This is a genomic window from Kribbella sp. VKM Ac-2566, assembly GCF_004366005.1.
GTDB lineage: Bacteria > Actinomycetota > Actinomycetes > Propionibacteriales > Kribbellaceae > Kribbella > Kribbella pratensis.
The window spans coordinates 17,627-40,987 of record NZ_SODT01000008.1; the positions used below are offsets into that span (position 1 = coordinate 17,627).

20 protein-coding genes are annotated in these 23,361 nt (G+C 68.3%); 7 read left to right on the forward strand and 13 right to left on the reverse strand.

The window, feature by feature from the left end:
* Positions 1-49: 49 nt before the first annotated feature.
* From EV647_RS03135 to EV647_RS03165, 7 genes are all read right to left on the reverse strand, one after another.
* Positions 50-877 (reverse strand): hypothetical protein, encoded by an 828-nt coding sequence (locus EV647_RS03135; protein WP_238177009.1) that lies wholly within the window; start codon positions 875-877, stop codon positions 50-52.
* Between the two features lie 31 nt (positions 878-908).
* Positions 909-1,841: a hypothetical protein gene (locus EV647_RS03140; protein WP_133998124.1), complete on the reverse strand. Its 933-nt coding sequence runs from the start codon at positions 1,839-1,841 to the stop codon at positions 909-911.
* Positions 1,838-2,965 (reverse strand): PT domain-containing protein, encoded by a 1,128-nt coding sequence (locus EV647_RS42465; RefSeq protein ID WP_202876029.1) that lies wholly within the window; start codon positions 2,963-2,965, stop codon positions 1,838-1,840. The genes EV647_RS03140 and EV647_RS42465 overlap by 4 nt, the downstream gene beginning before the upstream one ends.
* The gene (locus tag EV647_RS03150) at positions 2,962-4,098 is read right to left on the reverse strand and encodes a PrsW family glutamic-type intramembrane protease (RefSeq protein ID WP_238177010.1); all 1,137 of its coding nucleotides are present in this window, start codon (positions 4,096-4,098) and stop codon (positions 2,962-2,964) included. Before EV647_RS03150 ends, EV647_RS42465 begins: the two co-directional genes overlap by 4 nt.
* Before the next feature lie 204 nt (positions 4,099-4,302).
* Positions 4,303-4,920 (reverse strand): dephospho-CoA kinase, encoded by a 618-nt coding sequence (gene coaE / locus EV647_RS03155; RefSeq protein WP_133998130.1) that lies wholly within the window; start codon positions 4,918-4,920, stop codon positions 4,303-4,305.
* A 111-nt stretch (positions 4,921-5,031) separates the two neighbouring features.
* Positions 5,032-6,510 (reverse strand): 30S ribosomal protein S1, encoded by a 1,479-nt coding sequence (gene rpsA, locus EV647_RS03160; protein ID WP_133998133.1) that lies wholly within the window; start codon positions 6,508-6,510, stop codon positions 5,032-5,034.
* A gap of 250 nt (positions 6,511-6,760) precedes the next feature.
* Positions 6,761-7,645, reverse strand: a complete 885-nt coding sequence (locus tag EV647_RS03165) for a phosphotransferase family protein (RefSeq protein WP_133998136.1) — start codon at positions 7,643-7,645, stop codon at positions 6,761-6,763.
* A 103-nt stretch (positions 7,646-7,748) separates the two neighbouring features.
* Between EV647_RS03165 and EV647_RS03170 the strand changes: the two genes are divergently transcribed.
* The 3 genes from EV647_RS03170 to EV647_RS03180 are packed head-to-tail and all read left to right on the forward strand — an operon-like array spanning position 7,749 to position 10,384.
* Positions 7,749-8,501 (forward strand): TipAS antibiotic-recognition domain-containing protein, encoded by a 753-nt coding sequence (locus EV647_RS03170; protein WP_133998138.1) that lies wholly within the window; start codon positions 7,749-7,751, stop codon positions 8,499-8,501.
* 48 nt (positions 8,502-8,549) lie between these two features.
* Positions 8,550-9,350, forward strand: coding sequence for a class I SAM-dependent methyltransferase (locus EV647_RS03175; protein WP_133998140.1), 801 nt, complete (start codon positions 8,550-8,552; stop codon positions 9,348-9,350).
* Positions 9,347-10,384, forward strand: a complete 1,038-nt coding sequence (locus EV647_RS03180) for an acyltransferase (RefSeq protein ID WP_133998143.1) — start codon at positions 9,347-9,349, stop codon at positions 10,382-10,384. The genes EV647_RS03175 and EV647_RS03180 overlap by 4 nt, the downstream gene beginning before the upstream one ends.
* On the opposite strand, the gene EV647_RS03185 is transcribed toward EV647_RS03180, so the two are convergent.
* On the reverse strand, positions 10,291-12,984 hold the full coding sequence (locus tag EV647_RS03185) for an alpha-(1->3)-arabinofuranosyltransferase family protein (RefSeq protein WP_166680215.1): 2,694 nt from the start codon (positions 12,982-12,984) through the stop codon (positions 10,291-10,293). The two genes, EV647_RS03180 and EV647_RS03185, sit on opposite strands and share 94 nt — an antisense overlap.
* Positions 12,985-13,078: 94 nt before the next feature.
* On the opposite strand from EV647_RS03185, the gene EV647_RS03190 reads away from it, so the two are divergent.
* The gene (locus EV647_RS03190) at positions 13,079-14,350 is read left to right on the forward strand and encodes a lipopolysaccharide biosynthesis protein (RefSeq protein ID WP_133998149.1); all 1,272 of its coding nucleotides are present in this window, start codon (positions 13,079-13,081) and stop codon (positions 14,348-14,350) included.
* A gap of 4 nt (positions 14,351-14,354) precedes the next feature.
* Here EV647_RS03190 and EV647_RS03195 read toward each other — a convergent pair whose 3' ends face one another.
* The 3 genes from EV647_RS03195 to EV647_RS03205 all read right to left on the reverse strand — a co-directional run bounded on the left by EV647_RS03195 (position 14,355) and on the right by EV647_RS03205 (position 18,037).
* Entirely contained in the window at positions 14,355-15,278 is a 924-nt protein-coding gene (locus tag EV647_RS03195) for a sugar ABC transporter permease (RefSeq protein WP_238175106.1), read from the reverse strand.
* Positions 15,279-15,347: 69 nt separating this feature from the next.
* The gene (locus EV647_RS03200) at positions 15,348-16,289 is read right to left on the reverse strand and encodes a carbohydrate ABC transporter permease (protein WP_133998155.1); all 942 of its coding nucleotides are present in this window, start codon (positions 16,287-16,289) and stop codon (positions 15,348-15,350) included.
* Entirely contained in the window at positions 16,286-18,037 is a 1,752-nt protein-coding gene (locus tag EV647_RS03205; RefSeq protein WP_133998158.1) for an extracellular solute-binding protein, read from the reverse strand. Before EV647_RS03205 ends, EV647_RS03200 begins: the two co-directional genes overlap by 4 nt.
* Positions 18,038-18,285: 248 nt before the next feature.
* Between EV647_RS03205 and EV647_RS03210 the strand changes: the two genes are divergently transcribed.
* Entirely contained in the window at positions 18,286-18,759 is a 474-nt protein-coding gene (locus tag EV647_RS03210; protein ID WP_133998162.1) for an NUDIX domain-containing protein, read from the forward strand.
* On the opposite strand, the gene polA is transcribed toward EV647_RS03210, so the two are convergent.
* Positions 18,756-21,458 (reverse strand): DNA polymerase I, encoded by a 2,703-nt coding sequence (gene polA, locus EV647_RS03215; protein WP_133998165.1) that lies wholly within the window; start codon positions 21,456-21,458, stop codon positions 18,756-18,758. The two genes, EV647_RS03210 and polA, sit on opposite strands and share 4 nt — an antisense overlap.
* A gap of 74 nt (positions 21,459-21,532) precedes the next feature.
* On the opposite strand from polA, the gene EV647_RS03220 reads away from it, so the two are divergent.
* Positions 21,533-21,952, forward strand: a complete 420-nt coding sequence (locus EV647_RS03220; RefSeq protein ID WP_238177011.1) for a hotdog fold thioesterase — start codon at positions 21,533-21,535, stop codon at positions 21,950-21,952.
* Here the strand turns inward: EV647_RS03220 and EV647_RS03225 are convergent.
* A complete protein-coding gene (locus tag EV647_RS03225) occupies positions 21,915-22,505 on the reverse strand; it encodes a GNAT family N-acetyltransferase (RefSeq protein ID WP_238175108.1) in 591 nt (196 codons plus the stop codon). The two genes, EV647_RS03220 and EV647_RS03225, sit on opposite strands and share 38 nt — an antisense overlap.
* A 114-nt stretch (positions 22,506-22,619) precedes the next feature.
* Between EV647_RS03225 and EV647_RS03230 the strand changes: the two genes are divergently transcribed.
* Positions 22,620-23,360, forward strand: a complete 741-nt coding sequence (locus EV647_RS03230) for a DUF554 domain-containing protein (RefSeq protein WP_133998172.1) — start codon at positions 22,620-22,622, stop codon at positions 23,358-23,360.
* Position 23,361 lies beyond the last annotated feature (1 nt).

Here is a 23,361-nt window from a genome sequence, read left to right on the forward strand (position 1 = left end):
CGTACGGTCCCGCGCCGACAGTTTCTAAAAATCCCAGGTCAGGACGCTGTCAGAAGCTTTTTATGACGCTGTTGTTCATGTAGATGAGCTCGTTCACGCGGCGGGCGTAGACGCGGGTCTCGAGGGCCGCGTCGGTGGCGGTGGTGCGGTCGAACTGGTCCTGGTAGGCGGTGACGAAGCCCTGCATCGCGACCTTCCTGCCGTTCTTCGCGACCCAGGCGCCGGTGTAGGTGACCGCGTAGCAGGCCTTGATGTTCGGGTTCGCCGGCTTGCAGGCGGTGCCCTTGCCGATCCGGACGCCCTCCATGCCGTTCGACTCGACGTCGACGAGGTGCTCGGCGAAGCCCTTCGCGTCGTACAGCTCGGTCTGACGGACCCAGTAGTACCCGTCGATCAGCCCGCGCGCGTTGAACTGCTGCAGGATGTAGTTCTTCCCGCTCCTGGACTTGTCCCAGTCCGGCAGCCAGCCCTTGGACGGCGTGAACCAGATCCCCCAGCCGACCTCGACCCCGACGTCGTTCGGCCCCTTGGAGTCGTTCGGGGTCGGCGTCGGCGACGGCGTGTACATGGTGCGGCCCGTCGGCTCCGGCGACGACTGCGTGGTCGGCTCGTCGTCCTTGCCGTTCACCATCAGCACGACGCCGACCGCGACCAGCAGCACCGCCACGATCGCGCCCGCCATGATGATCCAGGGCGTCCGGTTCGGCCTCGGCGGACGGCTCGGCCGGCCCGGACCGGGGCCCCAGCCACCGACGCCGACGCCGACGCCTTGTCCTGCGGGCGGTCCCTGCTGTCCCTGCACCTGCGGCCCGGTGCCCCAGCCGCCGGGAGCGGGTGCCGGCGGCGGGCCCGGCGGCGGACCGTACTGCTGACTCATAGTTGTTCCTCGCGGTAGTTCTGGGGATCCGTCACAGACTGTCGATCACGGACTTCTTCATGATCGCGGCGTCCGCCTCTGCCTTCGGGGCGAAGTCGGCCATGGTCCGGAAGTCCAGCGCGGTGACGACGTTGTCCTTGCGCCGGTACACCTCGACGGAGCCCTTGACCTTCGACTCCGTGCCGTCGGCAGCCTTGAAGCTGGAGGTGTAATCGATCGCGACGCACTCCACCAGGACGTCCTTCGGGCACGGCAGGTTCCGTACGTTGCCGAGCTGCGCAATTTCCTTGTCGACCTCGCCCTCGACGATGCCGAGCAGGTACGCGTTCGCGGTGACCTTCTCCTTCTGGCGCACCCACAGGAAGGCCCGCGCGTCGGCGTTCGGGCCCGGCTTCGTCCCCGGCGGGTAGATCGCGACCTGCTTGCCGCGCTTCTCCCAGGTGACCTCGACCCAGCCCTGAGCCGGGACGATCGAGACGCCGAACCCGACCGGCAGCGCGTTCGGCGGCGGCTGGTACGACGATGCCGGCGCGGTCGGCGTACCGGCAGACGGACTCGGCGACCGGCCCGGGTCTGCCTTCTTGTCACCGCCGGACAGCGCCACCAGCACGACCGCGACGAGCGCGACCACGAGCAGGCCGGCGCCGATCGGGATCAGCAGCGGCGGGACGGAGAAGCGCTTCTTCTCCGGCGGCGGACGGCGCAACGCGGGCGGGCCGACCTTGTCGCCCCACGCCGACGAGGTCTGCGTCGCCGGGCCAGGCCCGGCACCGGACCCCGGGCCAGGTCCAGGACCCGGTCCGGGCGCACCGCCGCCGCCCCACGGCGACGGCGGTGGAGTCACCTCGAGATCCCACGGCGACGGCGGGAGCTGGTCCTCCGCCTCGTCGGTCTCGTCCGGGTCCGGTCCGGTCTGGTTGACCCAGGGATTACCGCCGGTCCCCTTGTCTCGCTTTCCGCTCACTGACTCTGCAGCACCGACTTCAACATGGCCGTGGTGTCCGGGTCGAGCGTCGAGAGCTTGTCCTTGCGCCCGTACGCCCTGGCGACGGTGAACACGCCGTCCTCCCGCTCCACGACCGCGACGAACCCGACGACCGCGAGGCTGCCGCTCTGGCTGCTCTGCATGCCGGAGTACGACTGGGTGAGCAGGACCTTGACCGGGGTCTTGTCGTCCGGACCCGGTGTCGTCGTCTTGACCTCGTTGGTCTTGACCGAGGACAGGCTCTTGGTGTCGGTCTTGAGGACCTGCGGCAGCAGCGCCGCTGCGCTGGTACCCGTCACCTTCGCGGCCTGGACCATGAAGACGCCCTCGCCCTGCTTGACCAGGACGACGCCCTTGAATCCGTCGACGCTCTTGCGGATGTACCCCGTCCGCGGCTTCACGTAGACGCCTTCGGCAACCTCGATGCCCTCGTCGCCGCCGTTCGGTTCCGTGGTCGGCTCCGTGGTCGGCGAGCCGGTGGGCTCAGACGTCGGCTCACCGGTGGGCTCGCCCGTCGGTTCCTCGGTCGGCTGTGAGGTCGGCGCCGAGGTCGGGGTCGGTGTCGGGTCGGCCTGTTCGTCGTCGCCGCCCTTGAAGATCAGGGCGAGTACGACGCCGATGATCGCCACGACCGCGAACGCACCGCCGGCGATCATCAGGGTCTTGCCGCTGCCGCCACCACCACGGCGCGGAGGCTGCTGACCCCACTGCTGCTGGCCGCCGTACGGGGGCTGCTGTCCGGGGAAGCCCGGCTGCTGGCCGGGATACCCCTGCTGCTGACCCGGGTAGCCCTGCTGGGGCTGCTGGTACTGCTGCTGCCCAGGGAACGTCGGCTGCTGAGGGTACGGCGCCTGCTGACCGTACCCAGGCTGCGGCTGCCCGTAACCAGGCTGGTGACCCGGCTGACCCGGCTGACCTGGCTGCTGACCTGGCTGCTGACCTGGCTGGCCTGGCTGGCCTGGCTGCTGACCTGGCTGGCCTGGCTGGCCTGGTTGCTGGCCGTACCCGGGCTGCTGCCCGTAGCCCGGCTGCTGTCCGTAGCCAGGCTGCTGACCGGGCTGCTGCCCCGGCTGGCCACCGTAGGGCGGCTGCTGGTTGCTCATGCTTGCGTCTCCCCAGTCGTCGCTTCGTACCCACTGGCGCCCGCCGCGGCTGTCACCCCGCGGGCGGACTTCGGCACGGATCGCACCGAGTTGCCGCACGCCGAGCAGAAGTCCGAGTGCGGGAGCAGCGGCATCTCACAGCGCGAGCAGAACGCCAGCTCGCCGGACGCGTGGTTGGAGCCACCCCGGGCGGCCGACTCCAGCGCAGCCTCCAGGAGGCCCTTGTGGAGCACGGTCCGGACCCGGATGATCAGCGCGCCGAGCAGCAAGAGGCCCCAGACGACGCCGAGGATCGCACCGACGGTCGAGCCGCGACCGCCGACGAAGCCGAGCAGGTAGATGCCGCCCTGGAACAGCGCGTTCACCACCATCGCCTGCAGCAGGCCACCCACCCAGCGCGGGGTGAAACCGTCGTACTTCTCGCCCAGGCCGGAGAACTCCGCGCCCGCGAGACCGGTCGCCGAGCCGTACACCAGCGGCTTGATGAAGCCGTGCAGCACGACGATCGAGATCCAGGTCCCGGCGCTGCTGCCCGGACCGGCGAAGCCGCCGCTGATCCAGCCCCAGTGCAGCACCAGCGTCTCGAAGCACGCGTAGCCGACACCGGCGACCACACCGAACGTGAAGCCGTCCATCAGGTCGTCGTACCGCGGCCGCGACGCGAGGTAGAGCGGGCCGATCTGCCGGATCAGCTCCGACACGACCGGCACCAGGAGGAGCACGATCAGCAGGTCCCGTAAGGACGGGCCGGAGCGGTTCTCGCCGATCGTGGCGATCGACAGCCCCACCTTGTCCGACCAGATCCAGGTGAACAGCGCCGCGAGTACGCCGGTCAGCACGAAGGCCGCGGCGACCACAGGGATCGGCTCGTCCTCCCAGAGGTTCACGTCGTACAGGTAGATGATGTAGACGATCGGGATCGCGAACGCCGCGATCATGATCGCCACCGGCAGCGCGCCGAGCGCGGCCGTCACCACGGTCAGCAGCAGGGCGATGCCGAGCGCGACCTTGTAGGTGTACGGCTGCTTGCCGGACCCCTGCGGCATGATCGTCGAGACCAGTTTGAACGAGGCCACGGCCTCATCGGGCCTGGCGGCGTACGCGTTCTTCCGCTCGGAGTCCCCGGTGCGCATGTCGTTGCCACAGTGATGGCAGAAGTGCGACACCTCGGGGACGTCAGAGCTGCAGCGCGGGCAAACCACGCCAACCTCCCAACGTCGGACGTTTGGACCGGCGCGGGATGCGCCGATCGTGTCCGGCCCTGGAACACACCTCGGGCCGAACCGGGACAGATTCTCGTACAGCCGGTCCCGGATGCATCATTTCCCGCGCAAGGGTCACCTTTTCGTGTCCGGACCGTGGCCTTGGCGGTGTACGAGTGTGGCCCACACCTCGTCCAGGCGGCGATCCAGGTCGGCCAGGCTGCCGGAGTTGCCGACCACCACGTCCGCGGCCGCGAGCCGGTCGTCCCGCGACGCCTGGCTGGCGATCCGCTGTTTCGCTTCCTCGTCAGTCATTCCACGCTGCGCGGTCAGCCGCTGTACCTGGACCTCCACCGGCACATCGACGACCAGCACCAGGTCGAACCGGTCCGCCTGACCCGTCTCGACCAGCAGCGGGATGTCGTGCACCACGATCGCGTCCGCCGCCGCACCGGCCTCGATCTCGGCCGCCCGCGCCCGGACCCGGGGATGAATGATCGCCTCCAGCTTCCGCCGCGCGGTCTCGTCGCCGAACACGATCTTCCCGAGCGCCGGCCGGTCCAGCTCACCATCGGCCGCCAGTACGCCGGCACCGAACGCCTCGACGACCTCCGCGAGACCGTCGGTCCCGCGCGCGACCACATCCCGCGCGAGCACGTCGGAGTCGATCACCACGGCACCCCGCTCGGCCAGCCGCGACGACACCGCGCTCTTCCCGGCACCGATCCCGCCAGTCAGTCCCACTCTCAGCACCGTCGCAGCCTACCGACCCGGTTCGGCCGGCGGGTGAGCCGTCCGGGCCGAAACGACAAGACCCCCGCACCCGGTGAGGGTGCGGGGGTCTTGAGTGGTACTGCTACCGGATCAGCCCTGGCCGGTCAGCTTCTCGCGAAGCGCCTGCAGTGCCTCGTCGGAAGCGAGCGCACCCTCGACGGGAGCGTCGTCCTTCGGGGCAGCCGCGGAGGAGTACGTCGACGCCTCGCCGGCCTCGACGTCCGCCGTCTTGGCGTCCTCGATCTGCTTCTTGTGGGCCTCCCAGCGCGTGTGGGCCTCGGCGTACTGCCGCTCCCACTCCTCGCGCTGCGCGTCGAAGCCCTCGAGCCACTCGCCCGTCTCCGGGTCGAAGCCCTCCGGATAGATGTAGTTGCCCTGGTCGTCGTACGTCGCCGTCATGCCGTAGAGCGTCGGGTCGAAGTCGTCCGAGACCGGGTCCAGACCCTCGTTGGCCTGCTTCAGCGACAACGAGATCCGGCGACGCTCGAGATCGATGTCGATGATCTTGACCATCGTGTCGTCGTTGACCTGGACGACCTGCTCCGGGATCTCGACGTGCCGCTCGGCCAGCTCGGAGATGTGCACCAGACCTTCGATGCCCTCCTCCACGCGGACGAACGCACCGAACGGAACCAGCTTGGTGACCTTGCCGGGCACGATCTGGCCCATCTGGTGGGTCCGGGCGAACTGCTGCCACGGGTCTTCCTGGGTCGCCTTCAGCGACAGCGAGACGCGCTCGCGGTCCATGTCGACGTCCAGCACCTCGACGGTGACCTCCTGGCCGACCTCGACGACCTCGGTCGGGTGGTCGATGTGCTTCCAGGACAGCTCCGAGACGTGCACCAGACCGTCGACGCCGCCGAGGTCCACGAACGCACCGAAGTTGACGATCGAGGAGACGACACCCTTGCGGATCTGGCCCTTCTGCAGCTGGGTGAGGAAGTTCATCCGCACCTCGGACTGCGTCTGCTCCAGCCACGCCCGGCGGGACAGGACCACGTTGTTGCGGTTCTTGTCCAGCTCGATGATCTTGGCCTCGATCTCCTGGCCGACGTACGGCTGGAGGTCGCGGACCCGGCGCATCTCGACGAGCGAGGCCGGCAGGAAGCCGCGGAGGCCGATGTCCAGGATGAGTCCACCCTTGACGACCTCGATGACGGTGCCGGTGACGACGCCGTCCTCTTCCTTGATCTTCTCGATCGTGCCCCACGCCTTCTCGTACTGAGCGCGCTTCTTGGACAGGATCAGACGGCCTTCCTTGTCCTCCTTCTGGAGAACCAGGGCCTCGACGTGGTCGCCGACGTTGACGACCTCGTTCGGGTCGACGTCGTGCTTGATCGACAGCTCACGGGAGGGGATGACGCCTTCGGTCTTGTAACCGATGTCGAGGAGAACCTCGTCCCGGTCGACCTTGACGATGGTCCCTTCAACGATGTCGCCGTCGTTGAAGTACTTGATGGTCTGATCGATCGCGGCGAGGAAGTCTGCCTCCGACCCGATGTCATTGACCGCTACCTGCGGGGTGGTGCGCACTGCGGGGTCGAGAGGTGCCTCGATGCTGGCCGTCATGTGGTGGGTTGCTCCGTGGACTGGTGGTGTTGTGCGGTCGCGTCATGAACCGTTGGATCGCATCAAACCGCTGGATTGCCTGAAGAGCACAGATTCACCACCGACTGCTGCGAGCACGAGCCTGCTCCGTCCGAGGTCGCGCGGGCCCATAGCGCATCTCACAGAATACCGGTCTTGACGAAGACAGCACAACCTGGGGCACCCGGTGCCGACCGGCCGCCCGCCGAGGTCTCCCGACGTGCCACTGATCTCAATGTACGACGTCCAGGTCCGGACGGCCCCCGGCCAGGGTGCCGGTGTCCGCCATTCGGGAGACCAGACGGTGCGCGGCCGCCGCGACCTCGTGCTCGGCAGCCCGCTCCGCGAGGTCCAGCAGCGCCCACAGATCGGCCGCCCGGCCGAGGTCCACCAGCCGCTCCCCCAGCCCCATTCCCCGGAGCGCGTCCAGCACTGCCCCGGCCAGGATCCGGTCCTCCGAGAAGCGGAGCAGGTTGCCGAGATCGGCGTACGGCGAACCCGCGTGCGCGAACTCCCAGTCGATCAGCCCGGTGATCCGCACCGTCCCGGGGTCGACCAGCAGGTTCTTCGGGTTGAAGTCGCTGTGCACGAGGCAGACCCGGTGCACGCCGTCCGCCAGCACGTCCTCCGCCTCGTCGATCACCGCCGCGAAGCCCTCCCGCTGCCGGTCGTCGAACCCGAGCCGGAGACCCGCGACGTACTCCGCCAGGTCGCCGAACCCGAACGGCTCGACCGTCAGTTCACCGCCCCGGAACATCCCGGACCGCAGGAACGGCATCCCGCTCAGCCGCGCCAGCAACTCCCCCAGTTGCGTCCCGACCCGCCGCCGCTCCTCGTCCGTCGCCGACTCGAGGAAGACCTGCAGGTTGATCCCCGGCAGCCGCTCGGTCAGCAGGTACGGCGGATCCTCGAAGGACCCGTCGCGCTTCAGGTCCAGCACCCGCGGCACCGGCAGCAGTCCGCGCACCAGTTCGAGCAGCGAGGCGTCGACGGCGGCCCGCTCCGGGTCGCGCGCGTAGAACTTGATGACGGCGTCCTCGTCGCCGGCGCTCACCGCGAACGTCTGCCCGCCGTACCCACCGGTCAGCGGAACGGCGCTGGCCGCGAAATCACTCATGTCTCCGCATCCTGCCGCATCCCCTCGACAAATCGGCTTGAAGTTGACGTAGCGGCAACATCTAACGTCGGGGATGTCGACGGAGAACGAAAGGAGCAGCCCGATGGCGTGGTCGATCGCGGAGGTCGCCCGGTCCTCCGGTGTCACCTCACGCACGCTCCGGCACTACCACTCCATCGGCCTGCTGGTGCCGGCCCGGGTCGCTCCCAACGGCCGGCGGTACTACGAGCAGGAGCAACTGTTGCGGTTGCAGCAGATCCTCCTGCTGCGGGACCTCGGGCTGAGTCTGGACGTGGTCGGCGAGGTGATCGCGCACCGCGACGAGCAGGACGCGATCGAGGTGCTCGCCAAGCACAAGGAGTGGCTGGTCAAGGAGCAACTGCGCCTGGGCCGGCTGGTGCAGACCGTCGACGCCACCATCGACAACCTGAAGAGAGGAGGAGAGGTGTCACCGGAGAACGTCTTCGAAGGATTCGAGCACAACCCGTACGAGGCCGAGGCGCGTGAGCGCTGGGGCGACGAGGCCGTGGACGCGAGCTACGAGCGGATGCGCGGCTGGACCGAAGCGGACGCCGAGAAGGCCCGGACGGCTTACCCCAAGGTCCACCAAGGGCTGGCCGCGCTGAAGGCGGAAGGAGTCGCAGTGACCGACCTGAGTGTGCAGGAGCTGATCCAGCTGCACTACGAGGTCACCAGTCTGTTCTGGACGCCGACACGTGAGGCGTACAAGGGACTCGGGCAGATGTACGTCGACGACGAGCGGTTCCGGCAGAACATCGGCAACGGCGACGACGCACTGGTCGAGTACCTGCGCGACGCCATGACCGTGTACGCCGACAGCAAGCTGGACGACTGATCCGGGACCTCGGAGGCTGCAGACTCCGGGGTCCCCTAGGCTGGGCCGGTGGTTGAGCCGCAGAGGGTTGAGCTGACGGAAGCTCAGACGTCACGTGCCAGCCGGACGTATTGGGACGGTGCCGCCGCGGAGTACCTGGCAGAGCACGGTGACTTCCTCGGGGACGACCGGTTCGTCTGGTGTCCGGAGGGCGTCGACGAGGAGGCGGCCCAGCTGCTCGGGCCGGTGCGCGGCAAGCGGATCCTCGAGGTCGGCTGCGGTGCGGCACAGTGCTCGCGCTGGCTGGCCGGCCAAGGCGCCGACGTGGTTGCTTTCGACATCTCGCTCGAGCAGCTCCGGATCGCTCACGAACTCGACGTACGCACGGGCACGGCGGTCCGAACGGTGGCCGCTGACGCTGTCGCACTCCCGTACCGCGACAGCACCTTCGACATCGTCTGCTCTGCCTTTGGAGCGCTCCCGTTCGTGGCCGACGCCGGTACGGCGTTCCGCGAGATCGCACGCGTTCTGAAACCCGGAGGCCTTCTGGTCTTCTCGGTGACGCACCCGTTCCGCTGGACGATGCCGGACGACCCGTCGGCCGCCGGTCTGCGGATCACGCACTCTTACTTCGACCGGACGCCGTACGTCGAGGTCGACGCGTCCGGTACGCCGGTCTACGCGGAGCACCACCGCACGACCGGCGACTGGATCCGCGAGCTGACCGGTGCCGGGTTCGTCGTCGACGACCTGCTCGAACCGGAATGGCCGGCCGGGCACCAGCTCGTCTGGGGTGGCTGGGGCCCCGAGCGCGGCCCGCTCGTCCCCGGCACAGCCATCTGGACCGCCCATAAAGGACAGTTCGCATGACCCGATTCCCCGCAGTCGACGGACTGCGAGTGATTGCTGCGCTCGCAGTCGTGGTGTCACAGGTCGGCCTGCACACGCATGCGCCGTTCGCCGGGGTCGTGTCCCGGCTGGACGTCGGCTGGGCGATCTTCTGCGCGGTGTCCGGGTTCCTGCTCTACAGGCCGCACGTACTGGCGTGGTTCTCCGGCACCCTGCCACCGCTCACCCTCCCGTACTTGCGCAGCCGCGCACTACGCATCCTCCCGGCACTGCTGGTCGCCGTCGTGCTGTCGATCGTCCTCGTCCCACACCCGGCGACCACGTACCTCCGCTGGGCCGTACTGACGCCCCTCCCGTTCTACCTGCTCCTTCCCGGTCTGGGGCGGCTGCTGACCGGGTACGAGCGTCCCACCCGCCGCAGTGTCCGGTGGCGGCTCCTTGTCCTGGTCGCGCTGACAGCACTCGGACCGGTGTGGATGGCCGCGGTCATGGCAACCGGTCATCCCGAGGCAGGGCTATGGCTGCCCGGGTACCTCGGCTGGTTCGCCGTCGGTATGGGTATGGCGCTCTGGCAGGTCGCCCGGGCCACAGGTCGGCTCGGCGCGTCAACACTCGACACGCTGACCAGAGTCCCCGGCACGCTCTGGGGAATCGCCGCAGCACTCCTGCTGATCGCCGCAACTCCCATCGCCGGACCGTACGACCACACCACCCCCACAGCGGCACAGGCCCTCATCAAAAGCCTGCTCTACACAGTCGTCGTCGCCTGTGTGCTCTTCCCGGTCCTGACGCCCACAGCCGGGACGGTCCGCGTACTAGGCAGTCGACCGGCGCAGCGCGCCGCACAGCTGTCGTACGGCGTTGTGGCGTACCAGTTCGTCGTACTAGGCCTGCTCGACGGCCCGTTCGCCGTACAACTTCCCCTGACGCTGCTGGCCTCTGTCGTCCTGGCCGCAATCAGCTACCGCCTGGTCGAACGTCCTATCGTGAAGAACGCGGCGGTGGCCAAGATCGAGAGCAAGGCGACCAGTCCGAGCAGCAGCCCGGCGCGGTAGGCCCTGTCCGGCATGAAACTTGCCGTGACCACCTGCTCCGGTCCGGCCGGCAGTATCCAGCCCTGCTGCCAGCCGCCGATCCGGATCGGCGTGAGCTTCTGGCCGCTGCCGTCGTACGCCTCCCAGCCCTCGTTGTAGGTCTGCGCGACTGCCAGCACGGACTGCGCGTCAGCACCAGGCACCTCGACCGTCAGCTCGGTCGGGTTCGGACGCCACACGTCCACACCCTGTACCGGCGTCACGGACACGTCCCCGAACCCTGCTTTCGCCAGCGTGGTTTCGATCGGCACCAGGCCACCGTTCGCCTGCACCTCCACCTTGTGGAGCCCGGACCGCAACGGGATGGTCGACATCTGGCCGCACAGGCTGAACGCCACCTGTCGCCGCCGCAGCAGGTCCCGCATGGTCGCCGCGACCTGCGTCCGCGCCGGTACGCCGTCGACGCGGACCGTCGGCCCGTTGCCGCAGTACGCCGGAACGCGACGCTGCGGAGCGACCGCCTTGCGCAGCTCGTCCGCACCGAGCACCTCGATCTCGGTCACGCCGACCGGACTGGTCTGCGCGTCCTGTAGCGGCTTCGTCGCGACGAAGTCGATCCTGACGGTCCGCACGTGCCTGGTCGCGAACCGGACGTACCCGTCGGCGTCGACCATGGCGGGGATCGACGCGCCGTCGTCGAAGTGCAGCTTGACCTCTGCCGGCCGCGAACCGTTCAGATACGCCCGGAACCGCAGCCCGCGCACGTCCCTTGCTGCGGGCAACTTCAAGGTCAGGCTCGGCGTCGGGTCGTCCGGCGCGGCCGTCCAGCCCGTGCCGAGATCACGATCAACCGCGGCATCCGGCCGTCCTTCCGGCGCAGCGACCGCCCGCGACGACGCAGTGGCGGTGATCGCTCCCGGCACCGACAGCAGCCGTTCGAGCGCCTCGCCGTCCTGCGGCAGAGCCGTCCCGCGCAGCTGGTACGTCGCGGCCTGCGGGAGCTGCACGCCGCGGGACAGGCCGTTCGGTTCGGCAGAGTCCTTGGCTTGGTCCTCGCTGCACAGTGCCCGTGCCCCGACGTGCAGACAAGCGGACCGGCCGATCTGCGTGTTCCGCAGTACTACGGCACTCGGCTGCTGCTCTGTCTGCTGCCCTGTCTGCTGTGTCTGCTGATCAGTCGCGATCAACGGCAGCCCGTCCAGCTTGCCGTCGGCGTCCGCCCGCAGTACTGCGGCCCCCTGCCCACCGAGCGCGGTCACCACGGTCGGTACGTCGTCAGCGGTACCACCGACCGCTACGAGCCGCGACCGCGGGATCAGCCGCCCCGGCATGGTCGCCCCGACGTCGTAGATTTCCACGCTCGGGTACGGCAGCCGAGACCGCCCAGGCGGGCCGAAGTACGCCACGCGTCCGATGCCGGCGTCGGCCAGGCTCTCGTGGATCGCCAGCGACGGCGTGTCTTCCGGTACGTCGTTGCGCACGACGACGTACCGGACGCCGTCGCGGGTCAGCTCCTGCCGCAGCGCCGGGTCACCAACGCCGGAGTCGATACGACTGCGCATGTCGTTGGTGAGTGCAGCCAGTTGGCGGTTCACCAGGGCGGCGAGCGGTTCGCTGGAGCCTGACAGCACCAGCACGCTGCCAGGCGTGGTCTGCTCGTCCAACCAACTGGCCGCGTCCTCCCAGTGCTGCGGGATCGCAGCGAACGCCCCATCCGGTCGGATGAGCACCACAGGCAGGGCGGCGGCCACAGCCAGACAGGTGACCAGAACAGGTACTACGCGGCGGTGGATGCCTCGTGAGACGGACAGGTTGGTCAAGCGACGCAGGTAGTGCGCGGCGGCCAGTGCGAGCGGCACTCCGGCGGCCGCAGCAGCAACCGGTACCCAGCGCGGGCTTTGCGGCGCGACGCCGTACCGGAGGAGCATCAGCAGTGGCACCAGCCACCAGATCGACGCTGCGACGACGAAACCCAGCCACGCGGCAGTCAGCTTCACTCTGGCGCGGGCCACGAGCCAGACGGCCGGTACGACGAGGGTCGCGGCGCCGGCCACCGGGTTGGCGCCGCCGATCAGCGCGAACGCGACAGCCGACCAGCTGACCCGCCACCAGCCGGAGCGGGCACCTGGTGAGACAAGTGGCAGTAGTACCCACGGGGCCATGGCCAGCGGCCACACCTCGATGGCGAGTCCGCCGAACGCCAGTGGCATCACGGCGTACAGCAGTGCGACGGCGAGCCGTGTCCAAGCCACGCCGTGCTGCAGGACGTTGCAGAGCTTCCAGATACCGAGGAACGCGACGCACAGGGCCAGCGCCCACCACAGGCGCTGCGTGATCCAGTCCGGCACCGACAGCGTGTCCAGCAACCAGTGGAACGGCCCCATCGGAAACAGGTAGCCGTAGGCGTCACTCTGCAGCTGCCCGAACCCGGTGTGCGGATCCCACAGGTGCAGTGCGCGCGACAGAAAACCGCCCGGCCCGGCCGTCAGCTCGAGCCGGCGATCCGGAACGATCTCGCCGGGAGCACGCTGAAAGCACAGGGCGATCAGAGCAAGGCATCCCAGGACGAGCCGTGCCCGCCAGACGACCTGCTCCGAACTACCAGCCTTCAGCCTCCTCACCGGCGGGACATTAACGGATCCGGCGGCTCCTGCGCGGCATCGTTGCCGTACCGTGAGGTCCGGCAAATCTCACACGGATCCGAGGCAGCGCAGCATGACATCTGGCACCACCCCGGCGCCCGAACCGCAGGCACCCCGCCGGTCGTTCCTGCGCAGCGCCACGGTTGTTGCCGTCGCGATGGCGATCATGAACGTCGCGGCTTACGGATTCACCCTGATCGGGTCCCGCCGGCTGCTGCCGGAGCAGTTCGGAGCGATCACCGCGTTGCTCGGTCTGCTGCTGATCGGCAACGTCGCCTCGCTCGGGCTGCAGGCCACCGGAGCCCGGCGGCTCGCCACCCACACCGGCGACGGCGCGGCCGCGCTGGGCGACGCGATGCTGAAGGCTGGCCGCCGGTCCGCTCTCGGGCTCACAGTGCTCTGCCTGCTGCTGACGCCGGTGTTCATGTGGCTGCTGCACATCGACTCCATCGTCGCGATCGTGCTGCTCGCTCCCACACTCGGCGGTCTCACGCTGATGGGCTCCCAGCTCGGCGTACTGCAGGGCAGCCACCGCTGGACCGAGCTGGCCGCTGTCTACGCGTCGGGCGGCATCGGCCGACTGGTGCTCGGCGGCGGTGCGCTGCTCATTCACCCGTCGCTCGATTGGGCGATGGCCGGCCTCGCGCTCGGCGCCGCCGTACCGGCGGCGCTGGGTCAGTTCTTCCTCCGCGGATCGACCGGTTCGACCCGGCAGGAGATCAAAGAGGTACTGCGGGAGACCGTGCACGGCACGCACACGCTGCTCGCGTTCTTCGCGCTCGCCAACGCCGACGTACTCTTCGCGCGTGCCCTGCTCGACGAGAAGGACAGCGGGTACTACGCGGCCGGCCTGATCGTCGCCAAGGCCTGCCTGTTCCTCCCGCAGTTCGTGATCGTGCTGGTGTTCCCGTCCCTGGCCAACTCCCCCGGCGACACCGTCCGGCTCCGCCGCGCGATCCTCGCCGTCGCGGGCCTCGGCGTCTGCGCGGTCGTCGGGACGCTGATCCTGCCCGGCATCGTGGTCGAGGTCATCGGCGGCAAGGCGAACTACGCGCCGCTCGGCCCCTCGACCTGGCTGTTCGCAGTCGCCGGCTCCGCGTACGCCGTACTGCAGCTGGTCGTGTACGCCGCTATCGCGCAGCAGGAGAAGCGCGCCGCGCTGGGGATCTGGCTCGGGCTCGTGGTACTCGCGGTCGCCGCCGGGATCATCCTCGGCACCGGCACCGCGACCGGCCTGGACGGCGTGAAGGTGCTGGCCGCGACGACCAGCACCTGCGCGCTCCTGCTGTCGGCAGGCCTGGCGGCAGGACTGCGCCGCCAGGCCGCCGAAGTACCACAAGCTTGACCAATCACCACAAGCTTGACTTCGCGAACCGCCGCGCGAACGTGTTGGCCAGTACCAGCAGCACGAGTCCGATGACCGATCGGAACAGTCCGATCGCGGTGGCGTAGCTGAACTGCGGGACCGAGGAAGCCAGACCGATCTTGTACACGTAGGTGTCGATCACCTCCGCGACATCGAGGTTCAGGCTGTTCTGCATCAGCAGCACCTTCTCGAAGCCGACGGACAGGATTCTGCCGATGTCCAGGATCAGCAGGATCACCGCGACCGGCACGATCGCCGGCAGGTCGATGTGCCACATCCGCCGCAAGCGGGACGCCCCGTCCACGATCGCCGCCTCGTGCAGCTCCGGCGGCACACTGGTCAGGGCCGCCAGGTAGATGATCGCGGCGAACCCCATCGTCTGCCACGCCCCCGACCAGACGTACAGATGCCGGAACATGCCCGAATCGCCCATCACGTCGGTGGGACCGAACCCGAACAACCCGATCAGCTTGTTCGTCACACCGGTGTTCGGGCTGGTCAGGACCACGAGCAGACCGACCACGACCACTGTGGAGATGAAGTGCGGCGCGTAGGTGATCAGCTGCGTGGTGCGGCTGAACCACTTCTTCCGGACCGTGTTCAGGCACAGCGCGAGGATGATCGGCAACGGGAACGTCGCGACCAGCTCGTAGACGTGCAGATACACGGTGTTCTTGATCAGCCGCCAGAACTGGTACGACTCCACGAACCGCTCGAAGTACTTCATCCCGGCCCAGGGACTGCCCCAGATCCCGGACACCACGTTGTAGTCCTTGAACGCGATGATCACGCCGTACATCGGCCAGTAGGCGAAAATCGCCAGCCAGATCAGCGGCAGCGCCAGCATCGCGTACAGCTGCCAGTTCCGGCGGATCCGCAGCCCGAGGCCGACCCTGGACTTCGCCACCCGAGTGCGCTTGTGGGCGGCCGACGGCACCGACGACCTTGTCTCAGTTTCTGTTGTGGCCACGGGGCCTCATCCCTTCAGGGAGCCGACCATGGCTCCCTTGACGAAGTGCTTCTGGACGAAGGGGTAGACCAGCAGCGGCGGAATCATGCCGATCACGATCAGCGAGTACTTCAGCTGCTGCTGCAGCTCCTGCATCTGCGCCAGCTTGCTGGTGTCGGCCATCTGCGACGGGTCGACCTTGGTCTGGAGCAGGATCTGCCGCAGGATCACCTGCAGCGGGAACAGGTGCTCGTTGGTCAGGTAGATCAGCGCGTTGAAGAACGAGTTCCACGAACCGACCGCGTAGAACAGCAGATTCACCGCGATGATCGGCTTGCTCAGCGGCAGCACGACCCGCCAGAAGAACCCGAAGTCGCTGCAGCCGTCCACCTTGCCGGCCTCGACCAGCTCCTCCGGGATCGTCACCATGAAGTAGGTCCGGGTGATGATCACGTTCCAGACCGCCAGCGCGGTCGGCAGGATCATCGCCCAGCGCGTGTTCAGCAACCCCAGGTCGTGCACGACCAGGTACGTCGGGATCAGCCCACCACTGAACATCATCGTGAACACGAACGCCGCCATGATGATCCCTTTGCCCGGCAGCCCCTTCCGCGACAACGGGTACGCCGCGAGCAGCGTGAGGATCGTGGCGACCACAGCGCCGGCGACCGCGTAGAACACCGAGTTGCCGAAGCCGCTGACGATCGACTTGTAGTCGAGGATCGCCCTGTACGCATCCAGCGTGAACCCGACCGGCCACAGCCACACCTCGCCGGCGGACACCCGCTTGGTGTTGCTGACGGAGGCACTGAGGACGTAGACGATCGGGTACAGCACCGCCAGGCAGAAGAGCCCGAGGGCGGTGTAGATACAGGCCAGCGCGATCTTGTCGCTCTTGGTGTCCTGGATCGCCGCACCGGCCCCGAGCCGCCGCTCGTCCGGCGGCAGCGTTCCGCCGGCCGCGCTCATCCGTTGTACGTCTCGTAGGCGGCCTGCTGCAGTTCCAGATACGGCTTCACGCCGATCTTCTCGACCCGGCCCTTGTAGTCGTTCCACGCACCGTCGTCGTTGGGGTCGAGCTGCCCGGTGAGGAACTTGGCGAACGACTGGTTCACCTCGCCCTTGAGGTTGGTTCTCAGCTCCGCCTCTTGCGCGGCCTGGTCCTGGTCCAGGGTGACCGGCGGGAACTGCATCTCCTGCGGCTGCTTGTGCGGGAAGTACTTGTCCCTGGTCTGCTCGTAGAGCGGCTTCTCGAAGGTCATGTCCTTCGGGTTCACCCGCTCACCGAGCCGGAAGTCCTGGGACCGGTACATCGGGTTGTCCTGGCTCCAGTTGATGTTCTTCTGCGAGTTCCAGGTCGCGTCGAACCCGTAGACCGCCTGCTTGCCGTTGATCCCGAGCTCGCCCTTCTTCGCCCAGGCGAACGCCGGACCGCCGTACCCGCGCAGGATGGCCTCCAGCTCGTACTGGGCGTCGGCCCACTGGACCAGCTGCTCCGGCTTGGCGCACTTCTTGGTGATCACCAGGTGGGCCACCTCGACGCCGACGCCGGTGTAGTCCCACGCCGCGTACTGCACGCCGTTCGGTCCCTTCAGCGGCGGGCACGCCTCGTACTGGCGCCAGCGGGCGTCCGGGTCCTTCTGGTCGATGTCCAGGAAGCTGCCCCAGTAGTTCGTCCGGGCGCCCCCGATCAGCGGCTTGCCGGACGCGTTGCCGTAGCGCTTCAACTGGTCCTCGTCGGCGGTGAACACGTCCCGGTTGATCAGCCCGTCCTTGTACAGGCTGTTCACGAACTTCAGCCCCTCACGCCACTCGTCCTTGTCGAACGCGACGTCGACCTTGCCGTCGCGAACCACCAGCCACGGCTCGCCCGGGTTGTAGAGGAACGGGTTCATGAAGAACGGGTCGATCGCGGAGTCCTTGTAGCCGGCGAACGGAATCGTCTTGCCGTTGCCCGCCAGGTCGGCCTTCTTGAACGCGCGCAGTACTTCGTGGAACTCGTCGGTGGTCTGCGGCATGGCCAGCCCGACCTGCTTGATCCACTCGGTGTTCAGCCAGGCGCGGCCGTCGCTGGCCCGGCAGTGGTAGCAGTCGTTGATGCCGGGGAACGAGTAGATCTTCTTGTCCGGCGCCTGGATCAGCTTGCGGGTGTCGGGGTAGTCCTTCATCGCCTGCTGCAGGTTCAGCGCGTACCCGTCGATGTACTGGTTGATGTCGGTGAACAGGCCCTGTGCGCCGTACAGGAACAGCTGCGACCGGGTGAAGGCGATGCCCAGGAAGGCGTCCGGGATGTCGCCGGCCGCGATCATCGCGTTGACCTTCGTCATCACGTCGTCGTCGGTGCCACCGATCTGGCTCCACTCGATGTGGATGTTGGTCTTGGACTCCAGCCACTTGGTGAAGGCGTTGGTCTTCCAGTCGCCGATCGTCACGTCCTGCTTGACGACGATCTTGTACGTCGTCTTCTCGGTCGTGATCGGCTTCAGCGCGCGGGCGACCGGGCCGACGTACCCGTCCGGGTACTGCACGGTGGCCAGCTTCGGGCCGAGGGTGACGCTGGGGGCGGCCTCGCCCGCGCCGGCGGCCGCTCCGGTCGCGCTGCTCTTGCCGCTGCACGCACTGAGCAGGCCGCCGCCGGCGGTTGCGGCGGTCAGTCCGAGCGCGCCCGCGATGAGTGATCGACGGCTGACTCCAGGGCGCACGTGATCGTTCGGCATGGGTTACTCCTGGCGGCTGGTCGGAACAAAGACGAAATATCCGAGAGCGATATCCGATAGGATCTCGGATCTTTGCCCGGGAGAATGACATAGAAAGCGACCCGACGGAAGGCCTCGGTCGATACCGATCGGAATCGATCAATCACTGTTGGTAAGTTGCGCGGCAAACGCTTACCGCTTGCGTTGAGGCACCCAAATTTCTTGCGGCGAAGAAAGTCCCGGCCGCCGGCCTCGGTAGGGTTCTGGGCATGCCGACGCCGAAGTTCATCCTCGACCTGCGCGAGAAGATCGGGCACGACCTGCTCTGGCTGAGCGGGCTGACCGCGGTCGTGCTCAACGACCGGGACGAGGTGCTGCTCGTCAAGCGCTCCGACAACGGCCGGTGGAGCCTGGTCGCCGGCATCCTCGAGCCAGGTGAGCAGCCGGCCGTCGGGCTGGTACGCGAGATCCAGGAGGAGACCGCGGTCGAGGCCGCGGTCGAGCGCCTGGTCAGCGTCGAGTCACTCCCACCCGCCAGCTACCCGAACGGCGACCAGGTCCAGTTCCTCGACCTCTGCTTCCGCTGCCGCCCCCTCCGCGGCGACCCACGCGTCAACGACGACGAGTCGCTCGACGTCCGCTGGTGGCCCCTGAACGCCCTCCCGGACCTCACGGACCGGGAGAGAGTCTGCATCGAGCGAGCGCTCTCCCCCGGCCTGCAACCGGCGTTCGAGACCTCTTAGTGGGCGGCCTCGTGCCAGGTGCGGCCTACGCCTACTGAGACGTCGAGTGGGACGGCCATGTCGACGGCATGGCCCATGTCGTGGCGGACCAGGTCCTCGAGGGCCTGCCGCTCCCCCGGGGCGATCTCGAAGACGAGTTCGTCGTGGACCTGGAGAAGCATCCGGGACTTCAGGCCGGACTCGCGCAGCGACCGCTCGACCTTCAGCATCGCCATCTTGATGACGTCCGCGGCCGAGCCCTGGATCGGCGCGTTCAGCGCCATCCGCTCGGCCATCTCGCGGCGCTGCCGGTTGTCGCTGGTCAGGTCCGGCAGGTACCGCCGGCGACCCAGGATGGTCTCGGTGTACCCGGTCTTGCCGGCGTCGATCACGATCGACCGCAGATAGTCCCGGACCCCGCCGAAGCCCTCGAAGTACTCGTCCATCAGGCCCTTGGCCTCGTCGACGCCGATCTTCAGCTGCTGGCTCAGCCCGTACGCCGACAGGCCGTACGCGAGCCCGTAGTTCATCGCCTTGATCTTCGCGCGCTGCTCCTGGGTCACCGCGGACGGCTCGACCGAGAACACCCGGGACGCGGTCACCGAGTGGAAGTCCATCCCGGAGTTGAACGCGTCGATCAGGCCCTGGTCCTGCGACACGTGCGCCATGATCCGCATCTCGATCTGGCTGTAGTCGGCCGACATCAGCGACTCGTTGCCCTCGCCGACCACGAACGCCTGCCGGATCCGGCGGCCCTCCTCGGTGCGGATCGGGATGTTCTGCAGGTTCGGCTCGGTCGAGCTCAGCCGGCCGGTCGCCGCGATGGTCTGGTTGAACGTGGTGTGGATCCGCCCGTCGCGCGGGCTGATCGTCTTCAGCAGCCCCTCGACGGTCTGCCGCAGCCGGGTCGCGTCCCGGTGCGCCAGCAGGTACGCCAGGAAGGGGTGCTCGGTCTTCTCGAACAGCGCCTGCAGCGAGTCCGCGTCCGTGGTGTACCCGGTCTTGGTCCGCTTCGTCTTCGGCATCTGCAGCTCGTCGAACAGCACCACCTGCAGCTGCTTCGGCGACCCGAGGTTGATCTCCTTGCCGATCACCTCGTACGCCGCCGTGGCCGCTTCCCGTACACCGGTGGCGAATCGCTCCTCGAGCTGCTCCAGGTACGGCCGGTCGACCGCGATGCCGTCCCGCTCCATGGCCGCGATCACCTGGATCAGCGGCAGCTCGACGTCCGCGAGCAGCGCCGTACCGGCCTGCTTCTCGAGCTCGCCGTCGAGGGTGTCGGCGAGGTCCGCGATCGCACGGGCGCGCAGCATCGTGTGGTCCGCGGCCGGCCCGCCCTCGACGTCGTCGAAGCTGAGCTGGCCGTTCTCGGCCTCCTCGTTGCGCAGCTCACGCTTGAGGTACCGCACCGTCAGGTCGGCCAGGTCGTACGCCCGCTGGTCCGGGCGGACCAGATACGCACTGAGCTGGGTGTCCGAGTTGAGGCCGCCGAGTGTCCAGCCGCGCTCCAGGAAGCCCAGCAGCGGACCCTTCGCGTCATGCAGCGCCTTGGGCTGCTTCTCGTCGGCGAGCCACGCCTGCCAGGCCGCGTCGTCGTCCGGCGTCATCGTGGTCGGGTCGAACCAGGCCGCCGCACCGGACGTGGTCGCGAGCGCGAGGCCGGTGATCTCGCCGGTGCCGCCGCCCCAGCTCCCCTGCACCGCGACGCCTACCCGCTCGCCGCCGCTCACGTGCTCCTTCAGCCAGGCCGCCACCTCGCCCGGCTTCAGCTGGACGCCGTCCAGCTCGAACCCGTGGTCGACCGTCGCGTCGACCTCCTCGTGCTCGGCGACCAGCCGCTCGCGCAGGACCCGGAACTCCAGGCTGTCGAACAGCGTGTGCACCTTCTCCCGGTCCCACGGCACCCGGACCAGGTCGTCGACCGTGACGTCCAGCGTCAGGTCGCGGACCAGTTCGTTGATCTGCCGGTTCCGGATCACGTCGGCGAGGTGCTCACGCAGCGACTCACCGGCCTTGCCCTTGATCTCGTTCACCCGGTCGACCACGTCGTTCAGCGAGCCGAACTGGTTCAGCCACTTGGCCGCCGTCTTCGGGCCGACCCCGGGCACACCCGGCAGGTTGTCGCTCTGCTCTCCCACCAGGGCGGCGAGATCCGGGTACAGCCGCGGCCCCACGCCGTACTTCTCCTCGACCGCGGCCGGGTCCATCCGGGCGATCTCGGACACGCCGCGCTTCGGGTACAGCACCGTGACGTCCTCGCTGACCAGCTGGAACGCGTCCCGGTCACCGCTGCTGATCAGCACCTCGAAGCCCTGGTCGGCCGCCTGCGTGGCGAGCGTCGCGATGATGTCGTCGGCCTCCCAGCCGTCGATCTCCGTGGTCGGGATCCGGAGCGCCTCCAGCACCTCCTTGACCAGCGAGATCTGCCCCTTGAACTCGTCCGGCGACTTCGACCGGCCCGCCTTGTACTCCGTGTACTGCTCGGAGCGGAAGGTCTTGCGGGACACGTCGAACGCGACGCAGACATGCGTGGGCTGCTCGTCGCGGAGCATGTTGATCAGCATCGAGGTGAACCCGTACACCGCGTTGGTGTGCTGCCCGGTGGTGGTGGAGAAGTTCTCCACCGGGAGCGCGTAGAACGCCCGGTAGGCCAGCGAGTGCCCGTCCAGCAGCAGGATCCGCGGCCGGCCTGCGCCGGCCTGAACGGTGTCCTTGGTCATCGTCGAAGTGTCTGTATCTGGAGCCACACACCGACTCTAGTGGTTCCCACCGACAGTTCTGACACACTGCTTCCGTGACAGACGAATCGAACCTCGGGCCAGGTATGAGCGTGGAGGGCACTCTCCTCCAGTTGATGGGGATCGTTGTCAGCGAGGCGTCTCCCGAGCGGGTCGTCGCGACGATGCCGGTCAAGGGCAACACGCAGCCCTACGGTCTGCTGCACGGCGGCGCGTCCTGTGTGCTGGCCGAGAGCCTCGGCTCGATCGGGTCGGCGCTGCACGCCGCGGCGTCCGGGAAGGTCGCGGTCGGCGTCGACATCAACGCGACCCACCACCGAGCGGTCCGCGACGGGGTCGTCACCGGCGTCGCGACACCGATCTACCTCGGCCGCACCACCACGTCGTACGAGGTGGTCGTCACCGACGACCGGGACAAGCGCGTGTGCACCGCCCGGATCACTTGTCAGCTGACTCAGGCGCCGCCCGGGAGCTGACGGCGCGGCGGGCGACGGCCGAGCGGCGCGACGACAGCAGGGCGAGCAGGTTCGGCGCGTGCTCGGCGGTGAGCCGCCGACGTACGGTGTGGGTGCTCGCGAACCGCAGTACGCCGGCCTGCCCGAGGCCGAGGCGGGCGAGGAAACGGTTGGCCTCGCGGGCGATCGCGGGCGCGACCACGGCCAGGTGGACGCAGCTCTCGTGCTCGGCCCAGGTGACCGCTTCCGCGATCAGCGCCTTGCCGAGGCCGTGCCGGCGGGACGTGTCGCTGACGTGCAGGTACTCGACCGTGACGGTCGAGTCTTCGTGCAGCGGACTGATCACGGTCCGGCGCAGATACGCCATACCGTGCACGTGACCATCCAGCTCGACCACCAGCAGCCGGCCGAACGGGTCGTTCAGATGCTTGCTGACGGCAACCTCGGCCGCGGCGACCGACGGCGGCGCCGGGAGCCGGGACGGCAGACCGGCAGCGGTGCTGAGCTCACGCCACAGCGTCACCAGCGCGCCGGCGTCACCCGGCTGGGCGTCCCTCACCTCGACGGCAGCCACCACAGCGACCTCCCGGTACGGTCCACCCCCGAGGTGAACAGACGGGCGGATACGCTCGTCCTCGCGCAACAGTAGGCCCTCGGGAGTCACATGCAAAGCTGAGCGGAGATCAGTTTGTTCATCGGAATCGGGACCGTCGTGAACGTCGCGACAGTGCTCGTCGGTTCGGTACTCGGCGTACTCGTCGGACACCGGCTCAGTCACCGGACGCGCGACCTCGTCACCGACGCGCTCGGACTCGTCACGCTCCTGATCGCGATCAGCTCGGCACTCACCGTAGGTGACAAGGTGCTGAGCGACGCCGTCGGCAGCAGTGCGCCGATCCTGATCGTGCTCGGCGCGATGCTGATCGGCGGGATCCTCGGCTCGGTGCTGCGGATCGAGCAGCGGCTGGAGGACTTCGGCGGCTGGATGCAGCGCCGGTTCGACCGTGGCGAGGGGCGGAGCACGTTCGTCGAGGGGTTCGTGTCCGCCTCGATGGTGTTCTGCGTCGGGCCGCTCACCTTCCTCGGCTCACTGTCCGACGGCCTCGGGCGCGGCGCCGATCAGCTGTTCCTCAAGGCGGTGCTGGACGGCTTCGCGTCGATCGCGTTCGCCGCGTCCTTCGGCTGGGGCGTGGCGGCTTCCGCCTTGGTCGTCCTCGTGATCCAGGGCTCGATGACGGCCGTCGGAGCGTTACTGGGCGACGTACTGCCGCAGGCCCACGTGACCGCGCTCGGAGCCACCGGCGGAGTGATGCTGATCGGCGTGGCGCTGCGCCTGCTGAAGCTCAAGCAGGTCGCTGTCGCCGACCTGCTGCCCGCGTTGATCGTGGCGCCGCTGCTGGTTCAGTTGCTCGTTGTCATCCGCAACTGAA